Raw genomic sequence first — 12,351 nt, forward strand, 5'->3', positions numbered from 1 at the left:
CTTTCCAGCGCCATCGCCACCGCCATCGCCATGCCCGACCTGCCGATTTCCTTCGAAGACATCGTCGCCGCCCACGACCGCATCCGTGCTGCGGCTCACCGCACGCCGGTGCTGACTTCCGCGACTGCGGACGCGGCCACCGGCGCGCAGCTGTTCTTCAAGTGCGAGAATTTCCAGCGCATCGGCGCCTTCAAGTTCCGCGGCGCCTATAACGCCATCGCCCAGTTCACGCCGCAGCAGAAGGCCGGCGGGGTGCTGGCGTTCTCCTCCGGCAACCATGCGCAGGCGATCGCGCTGTCGGCTCGGCTGCTGGGCGTACAGGCGGTGATCGTGATGCCGCAGGACGCACCGGCGATCAAGATCGAGGCCACGCGCGGCTATGGCGCCGAGGTAGTGCTGTACGACCGCTACACCGAGGAACGCGAGGCGCTGGGCCGGCGCATCGCCGCCGAGCGCGGCATGACGCTGATCCCGCCGTACGACCATCCGCACGTGATGGCCGGGCAGGGCACGGCCGCCAAGGAGCTGTTCGAGGAAACCGGCCCGCTGGACATGCTGGTGGTGTGCCTGGGCGGCGGCGGGCTGCTGTCGGGCTGCGCGGTTGCCGCGCAGGCGATGTCGCCCGGCTGCGCCGTGTATGGCGTCGAGCCTGAGGCCGGCAATGACGGCCAGCGCAGCCTGCGCAGCGGCGAGATCGTCCGCATCGACACCCCGCGCACCATTGCCGACGGCGCACAGACGCCATTCCTGGGCAACCACACCTTTGCCGTGATCCGCGAGCTGGTGACGGACATCGTCACGGTGTCGGATGCCGAATTGATCGAAACAATGAAGTTCTTCGCCGGCCGCATGAAGATCGTGGCCGAGCCCACCGGCTGCCTGGCCGCCGCCGCGGTGCTGCACGGCAAGCTGGATGTGAAGGGCAAGCGCGTCGGGATCATCGTCTCGGGCGGCAATGTCGACCTGGGCGCCTTTGGCAGTTTCCTGCTGGGTTGAGTCGGTCGGCAGGGAATCCTGGACCGGCCCCGGCCGTCTAACTTGCAATCCGCGACGAGACAGCCTGGGGCGGCCATGACGGACAAGCGCCACTATGACGTGCTGGACACCGGCGCCGGCAAGCCGGTCAAGCTGTGGACGCGCGGCGTCCCGGTGGAAAGCGCTGCCCGCGAGCAACTGCTGAACACGGCGCGGATGCCGTTTATCTTCCGCCATCTCGCGGTGATGCCGGATGTACATCTGGGCAAGGGCTCGACCATCGGCTCGGTGATCCCGACCGTGGGCGCGGTGATTCCCGCCGCGGTGGGCGTGGACATCGGCTGCGGCATGATGGCCGTGAAGACCTCGCTCACCGCCGCTGACCTGCCCGACAACCTCGGACCGCTGCGCAGCGCGATCGAGCACGCCGTGCCGCACGGGCGCACCGCGCAGGGCGGGCGGCGCGACCAGGGTGCCTGGGGCTCGGCGCCGGCGCCGGTTGATGCGGCATGGGCCGAAATGGCGCCGGGCTTTCGCCGCATCACCGACAAATACCCACACCTGGCGCGCACCAACCATCGCAATCACCTGGGCACGCTCGGCACCGGCAACCACTTTATCGAGGTGTGCCTGGACGAGGCCCAGTCAGTCTGGTTCATGCTGCACAGCGGCTCGCGCGGCGTCGGCAATGCCATCGGCACGACCTTCATTTCGCTGGCGCAGGAAGACATGCGCAAGCACCTGGCCAACCTGCCGGACCGCGACCTGGCCTATCTGGTCGAAGGTTCCGTGCACTACGAGGACTATATCTTCGCGGTTTCGTGGGCCCAGGCCTACGCGCGCCGCAACCGCGACCTGATGATGGAGGCGGTGCTGGCCGCGGCGCAGCGCGTGCTGCGCAGGCCGTTCCAGGCACAGTTGGAGGCGGTCAACTGCCACCACAACTACGTGCAGAAGGAACACCACTTCGGCGCCGACGTGCTGGTCACGCGCAAGGGCGCGGTCAGCGCGCGCATGGGCGAGCTGGGCATCATCCCGGGATCGATGGGCGCGCGCTCGTTCATCGTGCGCGGCAAGGGTAACCCGGAGTCGTTCTGCTCATGCAGCCACGGCGCGGGGCGCACCATGAGCCGCAGCGAGGCCAAGCGCCGCTTCACAGTGGCCGACCAGATGCATGCGACCGAGGGCGTCGAATGCCGCAAGGACGCGGCTGTGATCGACGAGATCCCGATGGCCTACAAGGACATCGACGCGGTGATGCGTGCACAGGAGGATTTAGTGGAGGTGGTTCACACGCTCAAACAGATTGTTTGTGTGAAAGGCTGACCGCTTGCCCGACGGTCGTTAACAAAAAGGGGCTGCGACCGCCCAGCGGCAGCCCCCTCTGTCCTAATTGCCGACTGCCACGGCGCTGGAGACGCGGCCAAGCATCCCGGCCAGGCCGCGTGTCCTTGAGGCCTGACGGTAGACGCGTTTCAGGAACAGATGTGCATCGTGTTCCCATGCGAAGCCAATTCCGCTGTGAACCTGGATCGTCAGCTTGGTGGCTTGCGTGGCGGCGGATGTGACCAATCGGTTCGCGGTTTGCTCAATGCCGTTGCCGGACGGGGACCGGCTGGCCGCAGTCTTGCCCAACAACTTGCGTACGGCATAGCGGCCGTTGTCCAGGGCAATCCAGGCGTTGGCAAGCGGGTGCTTGATGGCCTGGTACTGGCCGATCAATCGTCCAAATTGCCTGCGCTCCTTCGCATAGGCAATTGCCATGTCGAGGGACGCCGAGGCGGCGCCGAGCATCTCCGCGAGATCAACGGCCAAGGCTACGCGCAGCAGGGCGGCCATTTGCTGGGGGGGCAGCGCAAACACGGACTCAGCAGCCGGAGGGGCTTCTGGTAGCTGGCCCAGGGCTATGCAGCCGTCAAGGCCTTCTATGACCCTAATGTTCTCACCCGCATAGCGGCGGAGGATCCAGGTATCCCATTTTGAGTTGTGCGGCGTGAGCCGGTAGTACTGGGCGCGCGATCCGTGGTAGTCGACCAATGGGCAGTCGCTGTTTCCCGTATCGATGCGACCAGCCGCGGGAAACGCATCGAGGGGAAGCATGGTGCCGGAGTCCAGCAGTTCGGGTACCGCTTCGCCGAGGGGGCGCAGCACGAAAGCGCAGAACCCGAGCGGGAGCGTCAGCAGCGTCTGTCCGAGGGTCTCGCCGATCCCTAAAACTTCGGCGCCGTCCCCTTCGCCCGATCCACCATTGCCGATTTCGAGCCATCCGCCTTCGGCGAGTTGCGTCCACATGGCCGCATGCGCCGGTTCATCCAGTGAGTGCCGTGCGCGCGCATAGCTGAGCGGGTGCTGCTTATGCAGCATGCGGCTGAACATCGATACCAGCATATTGTCGGTTTCAGTTTGCATGGATGCTCTTGTCCTTTGGCAGGCCCAGCAGGCGCTCTGCAATGATGTTTCTCTGGATTTCGGAGGTCCCTGCCACGATGGTTTCGGCGCGCGACCAGAGGAACTCGCGCACGATTGACGCTTGTTCCGCGTATTCGCCAGTGGCTTCTGGTCCGACTACTGCGCGCTCTCCGGCCAACTCAAGCTGAAGCTCGATCACCATCTGGCGGGTCTCGCTCCACAGTAGCTTCAGGATGGCACCATCAATGCCTGGCGTGTCGCCGGCGGCTACGCGGCCGATGACCTGCTCCACGCGCCAACGGGTCACCTGGCACCGGTCCTGCGCTTCCTGCAGCCGGTGTGCATAGACATCGCGCTCACCTGCAAGCAGCTCGGCGTGCTCAAAGAGCGCCTGGGCGCGTTGCAGCTCATGCTCGAGCTGAACGACGCGCGGCAAGAAGTACACGCCGCGCTCATACTCGGCGGCGGCCATGGCGATGCGCCAGCCTTCCCCCACGTCTCCGACGATGTTCTCGGCCGGCACCGCGACGTTTTCGAAAAAGACCTCGTTGTAGTCGGCTTCGCCGGTTAGCTGTCGAATCGGCGAGGCGCGCACGCCTGGCGCACGCATGTCGATCAGCATGAAACTGAGTCCACGGTGCCCTACGCTATCGGGGTCGGTGCGTACCAGGGCAAAGCACCAGCGCGCCAGATGCGCCTGTGTTGTCCAGATCTTGTGGCCGTTTACCAGCCAGCCGTCGGCGCTTGGAGTGCCGCGCGTGCGCACGGAAGCCAGGTCGGAGCCCGAACCTGGTTCGGAATAGCCCTGGCACCAGATTTCGGCGCCAAGGCGGATGCCGGGGAGGAAGCGCTCTTTCTGCGAGGCGGTGCCAAACTGCAGCAGCGTCGGGGCAAGAATGGAGTGTGCAATGCTGTTGATCGGCTGCGGTGCCCCATGCCGCGCACAGAGTTCATGGAATGCGATCAGATCCCTGGTTGGCAAGGCGCGCCCACTGTGCTCAGCTGGCCATGTCAGCGACACCAGGTTTGCGTCGCACAGCAGCGTGTTCCATCGTATCCGGCATGCCTGACTTGGATTTGTGTGAGCGGGGAATTCCTGGCGGAATGACGCAAGCGTCGGCAGCAGCCACGCGCTCGCCTCGCCAAGGAAGCCAGGCTCTTGAGTGCTCTGGGTCATGATGAGTACGTCCGATAGAGGTGTTCGTGGGTGCGCTCAGGTGTTGTTGACCTGTGGCTCTAGAATGACTGGCGGGGCGGTCCATGCAATGGGGCCTGCGATCCAATCCGCCAGTGCATCAGGCCGCGAAGCTTTCGTCGCCGCTGCCGGCGTTGTTGTTGACCAGTGTGAGATCCCGCGCGGCGGATCGCGCCAGCAGCGCCGCCAGCAGATGCGTGGGGATGCCGGCACCGCCAAAGCCTCCGACGAGAATGCTGGCACCGGAAGGAACATCGGCCACCGCGTCCGCCGCGCTTTTCATAAGCTTATCCTGCATGCTTTCGCTCCAATGTCTGCCATGCCGCCCGGCCAAAGGCGAGTTCGCGCAGCGTGTCGGGTTCGCGGCATCGGAAGGCCACATGGTCGGGTTCGAACCATCGCTCGACCGCAACCGGCATCCCGGGGTACGCCACGCCGGTGAAACGGATATCGAGCCGTGACAGAAAAGCGTCGGCAGGTTGCGGATGTGTCAGCAAGGTCCGCGATACCAACCCAGCAAGCGCCGCGCCATGCAGGATCGGCCCAGGTAGTCCGGCCAGCCGGGCGCTGTCCGGGTCGATATGCAGCGGATTGCGATCGCCGGTCAGGCGATAGATCGCCGCCTGGTTGCGGCTGGTCGGGACCGCCAGGCAGTCGTCGGGCTCACGTTCAGGTGGGCGGGGGATCGGCTGCAGTGGCGGATCAGAAGGCGCGCTGGTGCCGGCGGAGTAGCCTCCGTCGCCACGGCAGACATTGACTTGCTCAATCGAGGCAATCGGCTGCCGGGTAGCTTTGTCGATGATGGTCCTTTCGGTCACGACGACGGCGCCGCTGCTGGCCCCCTTGTCCGTGACGCGGGTGACGCGGCTGACGCTGTAGACGTTCCCTGTCGTGGCGAGTGGGCGGAGCAGGGTGATACGCTGCTCGCCGTGCACGACTTTGCGCCAGTCGATGCCATGCACCGGATCCCGCATCCAGAACCCGGGATAGGCGATCACGGACACCATCGAGGGCAGGGCACGCAGCTTCTCTTCGTAGAGATACTGGATCTCATCGCCCAGGACCGGGTCGTCGCTCAGGCCTGCTCCCACGCCAAGCGCGTAGAGAATGCAATCGTCCGCGCCATACCGGTGGGGCACGTCATCGAACTGGGTTGCCTTGAGCCGGTGAAATTCCAGAGTCATACGCGTTCCTTACACCGGGTCCCACGCAAAGACTTCGGCCGAGGTGTCGAGTGGCATGAACGACTGACGCAAGGCCGGGATGCCGTGCGTGGCGATGGCCTGCGGGGTCCATCCTTCCGACCGATGTACCGATTTTGCGGGCCGGGACTGGCTCATCAGGAAGATTTCATTGAGCCGGATGGCGAAGACTTGTCCGGACACACCGATGGACGCGTCCGAAGCCAGGTATGCGATCAGCGGGGCAATCGTCTCCGGGCCCATGCGTCGGATCTTTTCGATGTGCACAGCCTGTTCCGGCGTCTTGGCAGGAATCGTTTCGGTCATGCGGCTCCATGCCAGCGGCGCGATGCAGTTGGAGCGCACGTTGAAGCGCTCCATGTCCAGTGCGATCGCCTTTGAAAGACCGACAATGCCCAGCTTCGCTGCGCAATAGTTCGCCTGGCCACGATTGCCGATGACGGCTGAATTCGACGTCATATGAATGAGGCTGCCGCTTCCCTGCGCCCGGAAGTGGTCGGCCGCGGCCCGGCTGACATTGAAGGTGCCGTACAGGTGAACCTTGACCACCGCGTCGAAATCTTCCGGCGTCAGCTTGTAGAACATCTTGTCCCGCACGATGCCGGCATTGTTGACCACGGCGTCGATCCTGCCGAAGTTGTCCAGCGCGGCTTCGATGATGCGGTTGGCCCCGCTCGACTCGGCCACCGAATCGCCATTCGCCACCGCCTGGCCGCCAGCGCGGCGGATCTCTTCAACGACCTCGGCGGCGCCATTGGCACCTGCTTCCCGGCCATCCAGCGACACGCTCAGGTCGTTGACCACCACGCTGGCGCCTTGCCGAGCCAGCTCGATGGCTGCTGCACGGCCGATACCGTTGGCGGCACCTGTTACTACGACAACTTTTCCAGTCAACATCGCTTCACCTCTCTCTTGAAAGTACCGTCGTGGCCTGCGCACTCAGCACGCCACCATTTCCATGCACAAGGGCGGTCGAGGCGCCTGGCACCTGGCGGTCGCCACACTCGCCCCGCAACTGCAGCACGGCTTCCACCAGCGCGAAAATGCTGTACATCCCGGGGTGCACGCAGGACAGCCCTCCGCCATTGGTGTTCACCGGAAGCTCGCCGCCCGGCGCAATCCGCCCGTCCTGCACGAAGCGGCCGCCTTCTCCCTTCGGACAAAAGCCGAGATCCTCAAGGAACAGAATGGGATTGATCGTGAAGGCGTCATAGAGCTGGACCACGTCCATCTCCGAGGGCGCCGATTTCGCCCGCCGGAAGGCGAGTGCGCCCGATTCGCGCGCCGCGGTCGCGGTCAGGTCCGGCATGCATGAGATCTGTCGGTGATGGTGTGCGACAGCGGTCCCGAGCACGTAGACCGGTGGACGTCGCAGGTCGGCCGTGCGATCCGAGCTGGTCACGACAATGGCACCCGCGCCGTCGGTGACAAGGCAACAGTCCCGCACCGTGAATGGCGTCGAGATTATCTTCGCGCCCATCACCTCGTCGATCGTCAGAGGCTCGCGGCGGAAGGCCTCCGGATTTAACCGGGCCCAGCGGCGTGCGGACACTGCGACTTCGGCAAGTTGCGCTCGTGTCGTCCCGTACTCATGCATGTGACGCATGGCAGCCAGGGCGTAACTGGTTGGCGGGTTAAAGGGCTGGAACGGATCCTCGTAGGGAAACGGGTCCAGCTTCGCGCGGGCCGGCGACGTGGCGGAAACGCTGTTGCCGCCCCGTGGCGTCGCGCCATATGCAATGACGATGTTGCGGCAAAGTCCTGCGCGGATGGCCGCTGCGGCGGTGAGCAGGTGCCCGACGAACGATGCGCCACCGATCTGCGTACTGTCGGAAAAGGCTGGCCGGATGTTCAGATACTCGGCCAGCTTCACGACCCACATGGATGAGGACAGGCTGGCGGTCATCAGCCCGTCGATTTCCGACATCTCCAGCCCGGCGCCTGCTACAGCCGCATGGATGGCCCTGGAGGAGATCTCAAGGTCGGTCTGGCCGCCCGCATCGCCGATTCCCGCCGTCGCACTGCCGACGATGGCAATGCTGCCGCGCATTGAGTTGTCCCAATCGATCATTTCTTGGCATCCTCGAAAACGATTCGCGGCGGCTCGGTTGAGTCGTCCACGCGGGCACGCAGCTGCATGCCGATTTCCAGTTCGCCGGGTCCGCAAGCCGGACACGTGGACATCATCCGGAAGCCGTCGTCCAGGTCGACCAGGATCACATTGCGTGCTGCTTGGTCGCGATTCGCCGGAATTTCCGAGTACGAATAGAGCGTGCCTGTGCAGCCCATTGGCACCCAGGTGTAGTCGGCGCAGCGGCAGTGCGGACAATGTGTGCGCGGAAAGTAGAAGCGGTTGCCACAATGATCGCAACACTGGATCAAGGGGCTGCCCTGCCTCAGCGCGGCAAGGAAGCTGTGTTCCGGCGAATTCGACTGGATGGTCTCCAGGCCATTTTCGTTACTCATCCTTTACTCCGGCCTGCTGGACCACGCCCTTCCATTTGTCCATCTCGGACAGGACAAAGGCGCGATAGGTGGGGAGATCCATGTCGCCAGGTTCCGAGCCGGTGGAGCGGATGTAATCCGTCGTGGCCTTTTTGCCAGTGGCTTTGCGGATGCCTCTATTGAGCACATCGAGCACCGGCGCTGGCGTCCCGGCCGGCGCATAAACGCCCACCCAGGTGGTCAGGTCGAATCCCTTGTAGCCCAGTTCGTTGAGCGTGGGCACGGCTGGAAACAGCGCGCTGCGCTGCGCGGAAGCGATTGCCAGCGGTATGATCTTTCCGGACTTCAGATACGCATTCGCGGTAACGGATTCGGCGATGCCGAACGGCACTTGCCCCGAGACCAGGTCGCCCATCGCCGGCCCGGCGCCCTTGTACGCCACGTGCACAAGCGGCAGGCCACTTTGCGCGCGCAGCAGTTCGCCTACGATATGCGGAGCGCCGCCGATGCCGGCCGTGCCGAACGGGATGCTCGAATGGGTCTTCCCATATGCCTTCAGGTCGGCGAAGGTCTTGATGTTCAAGCCGGCATTGACCAGCACGAAGTTGGGGCTGATCGCCAGCAATGCCACGGGATCGAAGGCCTTGCGGGCGTCGTACGGCAGCGACTTCTTCAGCGCGGGGTTGATCACGTGGCTGGTGGCGCCGATCAGGATCGTATAGCCGTCGGCGGGACGGCGCGCCACGTACTCGGTAGCAATCTGCCCGGTGGCGCCGGGCTTGTTGTCCACAATGAATGCTTGACCGGTTTCTGCCTGCAGGTCTGCCGCAAGCTTGCGGGTCAGGATATCCGTCATGCCGCCCGCGGCGTAAGCCACCACGAGCGTGACCGGCTTGGACGGGTAGGCGTCTGCCGCATGTGCCGCGGTTGCGGATAGTGCCGCAAGGGGGATTGCGATCGCCATGAGTTTCATACTGTCTCCTGTCTTCGAGTTGGTGGACACGTCACTGAGAGCGTGTGCGGGCATGCAACGCCCGACGCATGGCGATGCGGTTGGGGCGTCAGGGCGAACCGCTGGCCTTAGCCGTGCAGGCCGAGTTCTTGAAGGATTTCGTCTGAGTGCTCGCCAAGCCGAGGGGCGATGCGTCCCGCCTGGGGTGGCGATGCCGACCATCGGACGGTCGGACGCAGGCCTCGGTACCAGTTGCCGTCGGCATCCTGGTAACGGTGCATGACAGCGCGTTCGGGGCGCTCCATCTCGCGTACCAGCTCGTCGATTCCCATTGCCCTGGCGGCCGGAATGTCAGCCGCGTTCAGGGCTTTGATCCAGGCATCGGTGGTGCGAGTGGCCATGTGGCGATCCACGAAGGCATAGACTTCGTCGATGCTCTGCGTGCGGCTCGTCATCGTCCGGAAGCGCGCATCGTTCTCCCAGAGGTCGCCCTCGCCGACCAGTCGCAGGAAGGCCTCCCAGTGGCGATCCGTATAGACGATGCTGCTCAGCCAGCCATCCAGCGTCCGGTAGGGGCGACGATAAGGGGAGAGCAGGCGCGGATTGCCGGGCGGACCGAGAGGGGGCTCGAAGGTCGACGCGCCAAGGTGGTCGCTCAGCACAAACGAGGCCATGGTCTCAAGCATGGGTACCTCTATGTACTGGCCCGAGCCTCCTTGGGTACGCTGCTGCATCAGTGCCGCAAGTACGGTCTGCGTGGCGAAGAGTCCCATGGTCTTGTCCGCCAGGTTGAGCGGCAGGTACTGCGGCGTGCCGCCATTCGCGCGGGACACAAGGTCTGGCAGGCCGACCATGCCCTGGATCAGATCGTCATAGGCTGGCCTGCCCGCGTCGGGGCCTTGCTCGCCGAATCCGGACAGGAATACGTAGATCAGCTTGCTGTTGTGGGAACGCAGGGTGTCCCAGTCGAGCGAGAGCTTTTCCAGCGCCTTGCGGCGCATGTTGGTGATGAATACGTCGGACGAGGCCACCGCCTTCTGGATGACGCCGGCGGCCTGTGGTGACTTCAGGTCCAGGCAAAGACTGCGCTTGCCACGGTTCAGGTTAAGGAAGACCGGGCCCATGCCGGTCTCGCGATGGGGACCCATGCCGCGCATGATGTCGCCTTCCGGCGGCTCCAGCTTGATCACGTCGGCGCCGTATTCGGCAAGCATCTGCGTGGCATAGGGCCCCATGATCACGCTCGTCAGGTCCAGGATCCGGACGCCCTTGAGTGGAGGATTGCTCATGACTGATTGCGTTACTGCGCTTCAATATGGGCGTCCTTCACAATGCCGGCCCATTTGCGGATCTCGGCGCTGACGAAGCTGCGGAATTCTGGCACGGCCATGTGGCCCGGAGTGGTCCCTTGCTGCAGCAGCGTGTCTTTGAAGCCGGACTCGTTCATCGAGTTCACAGCAAGCTTGTTCAGCCGTGCGACGAGGTCGGGCGGTGTGCCGGCCGGTGCGTAGAACCCGATCCAGATTTCGGTCTCGTAGCCCGCCACGCCTTGCTCTGCGATCGTCGGGACATTGGGCAGCATCGCGTTCCGGTTCTTGGTCGTGACGGCGATGGCATTCAGTTTCCCAGCCTGGATGTACTTCACGGCGGTCAGTGCGTCGACAAACGACGCCTGTATCTGGCCGCCAAGAAGATCATTGACTGCAGCCGCGGTGCCTTTGTACGGAACATGGAGCAGCGGGGCGCCGGTTCGACGCGCAAGCAACGCGCCGGAAAGGTGAGTGGTGCCGCCGGTGCCCGCGGATCCATAGCTGACACTTCCGGTGCGCCTGGCATATGCCAGGAGGTCCTGCAGGTTTTTGGCGGGAACCGCCGGGTTGACGACCAGCACGTTGGGTGTGCTGGCCAGCATCGCGATCGGTGCGAAGTCGCGCTCGGTGTTGTACGGCAACTGCTTGGTGATGGCCGGGTTCACCACGTGCGCAGTGGTGGTCACCATCAGCGTGTAGCCGTCAGGCCTGGACCGGGCGACCTTCTCCGCGCCGATGATGCCGCCGGCGCCCGGGCGGTTCTCCACCACGACCGGTTGTCCGAGCGACTTCTGCATCGTCTTGGCCAGTTGCCTTGCCAGGACATCGGTCATGCCGCCCGCGACGAACGGGACAACCAGCGCGATCGGCTGCGTGGGGTAGTCGGCGGCCTGGACCGTGCCGGCCAGGAGCATCAGACCCGCGCCAAGAAGGCGATGGCGGAGCTGGAACGGGCTTTTCATTTTGTCTCCTCCAGTTTTGGTCTCGTTATTTGTTGTCTGTTACCTGGCGCGCTTGCGGTTCTGGAGAAATGTCTCCATGTACTGCTTGGGCTCGTCCGTCTCATATGCGGAAACCAAGGCATCGATGCCGATGGAGATGGCTTCTTGCAGCGGCATCCGCTCCCAGTTGCGGATCAGTTGCTTCTGGATACGCATTGCGCGGGGCGCGCCTTCCAGCAATTCGTGGCGCCATTGCGCCGTGCGCTGTTGCAGTTCGCCGTCCGGGGCCACGTCGGTGATCAGGCCCCACTCGCAAGCCAGGTGAGCGGGGATCATGCGCCCGCTCAGCAGGAGGTCGCGCGTCCGGGTCATGCCGATCATGCCCGGCAGCATCGCGCCGTGGATGACAGATGGGACACCAAGCTTGACCTCGGGCATGCCGAACTTCGCGCCGGCTTCGGCCACCTTGATGTCGCACACCGCCGCCACTTCCATGCCGGCACCCAGGCAGTAGCCGGAAATGACCGACATGGTCGGAAAGGGCAAGTCGCGCAATTGTTCGCAAAGACCGTGAACGCCTCGGATATAGGCATCGATTTCCGCTTTGCCTGCGTCCTTGAGAAATTTGATATCCGCGCCGCCCAAGAACGCTGACGTACCGCCCTGGACGATGAGCAGGCGGGTGGACTCGCAACGCGATAGCTCCCTCAGTGCCTGCGTGTAGACCGCGCAAGCTTCTTCGGTCAGCAGGTTAAGACGGCCGTTCTCGAAAGTGATGACAACTACACCGTCGGCTTGTCGCTCGATGTTGCAGCGGGGCGCTGTCTGTTCCATGGGGATTTGGAAGAAAGGTTGGAAGTGAAGCCATGTTGGGCTGGATTTATTCATGACACAATCGACTCTTGTTCATGAATCCAGTCCA

The 12,351-nt window shown here is 64.0% G+C and carries 13 protein-coding genes; 2 read left to right on the top strand and 11 right to left on the bottom strand.

The genetic code is table 11. The annotated features are described in order from the left end of the window. Nucleotides 1–30: 30 nt before the first annotated feature. Together ACIP1U_RS25725 and ACIP1U_RS25730 are read left to right on the top strand one after the other, a co-directional pair. Entirely contained in the window at nucleotides 31–996 is a 966-nt protein-coding gene (locus tag ACIP1U_RS25725) for a threo-3-hydroxy-L-aspartate ammonia-lyase (protein WP_400321129.1), read from the top strand. 75 nt (nucleotides 997–1,071) lie between these two features. After that, the gene (locus tag ACIP1U_RS25730) at nucleotides 1,072–2,301 is read left to right on the top strand and encodes an RtcB family protein (protein WP_400321132.1); all 1,230 of its coding nucleotides are present in this window, start codon (nucleotides 1,072–1,074) and stop codon (nucleotides 2,299–2,301) included. A 63-nt stretch (nucleotides 2,302–2,364) separates the two neighbouring features. Here ACIP1U_RS25730 and ACIP1U_RS25735 read toward each other — a convergent pair whose 3' ends face one another. From ACIP1U_RS25735 to ACIP1U_RS25785, 11 genes are all read right to left on the bottom strand, one after another. Further along, complete coding sequence (locus tag ACIP1U_RS25735) at nucleotides 2,365–3,384, bottom strand: acyl-CoA dehydrogenase family protein (RefSeq protein WP_400321135.1); 1,020 nt, start codon at nucleotides 3,382–3,384, stop codon at nucleotides 2,365–2,367. Next, nucleotides 3,374–4,561, bottom strand: coding sequence for an acyl-CoA dehydrogenase family protein (locus tag ACIP1U_RS25740; RefSeq protein WP_400321138.1), 1,188 nt, complete (start codon nucleotides 4,559–4,561; stop codon nucleotides 3,374–3,376). The genes ACIP1U_RS25735 and ACIP1U_RS25740 overlap by 11 nt, the downstream gene beginning before the upstream one ends. Before the next feature lie 118 nt (nucleotides 4,562–4,679). Continuing rightward, nucleotides 4,680–4,877 (bottom strand): CoA-transferase, encoded by a 198-nt coding sequence (locus tag ACIP1U_RS25745; RefSeq protein ID WP_400321140.1) that lies wholly within the window; start codon nucleotides 4,875–4,877, stop codon nucleotides 4,680–4,682. Beyond that, nucleotides 4,867–5,763, bottom strand: a complete 897-nt coding sequence (locus ACIP1U_RS25750) for a MaoC/PaaZ C-terminal domain-containing protein (protein ID WP_400321143.1) — start codon at nucleotides 5,761–5,763, stop codon at nucleotides 4,867–4,869. Before ACIP1U_RS25750 ends, ACIP1U_RS25745 begins: the two co-directional genes overlap by 11 nt. A gap of 9 nt (nucleotides 5,764–5,772) precedes the next feature. Next, a complete protein-coding gene (locus ACIP1U_RS25755; protein WP_400321146.1) occupies nucleotides 5,773–6,678 on the bottom strand; it encodes an SDR family NAD(P)-dependent oxidoreductase in 906 nt (301 codons plus the stop codon). A gap of 4 nt (nucleotides 6,679–6,682) precedes the next feature. Then, nucleotides 6,683–7,852, bottom strand: a complete 1,170-nt coding sequence (locus tag ACIP1U_RS25760; RefSeq protein ID WP_400321148.1) for a thiolase — start codon at nucleotides 7,850–7,852, stop codon at nucleotides 6,683–6,685. Next, entirely contained in the window at nucleotides 7,849–8,247 is a 399-nt protein-coding gene (locus ACIP1U_RS25765) for a Zn-ribbon domain-containing OB-fold protein (protein WP_400321151.1), read from the bottom strand. Before ACIP1U_RS25765 ends, ACIP1U_RS25760 begins: the two co-directional genes overlap by 4 nt. Further along, nucleotides 8,240–9,190 carry a tripartite tricarboxylate transporter substrate binding protein gene (locus ACIP1U_RS25770; protein WP_400321154.1) on the bottom strand — a complete coding sequence of 317 codons (951 nt, stop codon included), beginning with the start codon at nucleotides 9,188–9,190 and terminating at the stop codon, nucleotides 8,240–8,242. The genes ACIP1U_RS25765 and ACIP1U_RS25770 overlap by 8 nt, the downstream gene beginning before the upstream one ends. Before the next feature lie 116 nt (nucleotides 9,191–9,306). After that, the gene (locus ACIP1U_RS25775; protein WP_400321156.1) at nucleotides 9,307–10,467 is read right to left on the bottom strand and encodes a CaiB/BaiF CoA transferase family protein; all 1,161 of its coding nucleotides are present in this window, start codon (nucleotides 10,465–10,467) and stop codon (nucleotides 9,307–9,309) included. Nucleotides 10,468–10,478: 11 nt separating this feature from the next. Then, nucleotides 10,479–11,450, bottom strand: a complete 972-nt coding sequence (locus ACIP1U_RS25780) for a Bug family tripartite tricarboxylate transporter substrate binding protein (RefSeq protein ID WP_400321158.1) — start codon at nucleotides 11,448–11,450, stop codon at nucleotides 10,479–10,481. Nucleotides 11,451–11,489: 39 nt separating this feature from the next. Next, on the bottom strand, nucleotides 11,490–12,317 hold the full coding sequence (locus ACIP1U_RS25785; protein WP_400321160.1) for an enoyl-CoA hydratase-related protein: 828 nt from the start codon (nucleotides 12,315–12,317) through the stop codon (nucleotides 11,490–11,492). Nucleotides 12,318–12,351: the final 34 nt, after the last annotated feature.

Source organism: Cupriavidus sp. NPDC089707, from assembly GCF_044748965.1.
In the GTDB taxonomy this organism is placed as follows: domain Bacteria; phylum Pseudomonadota; class Gammaproteobacteria; order Burkholderiales; family Burkholderiaceae; genus Cupriavidus.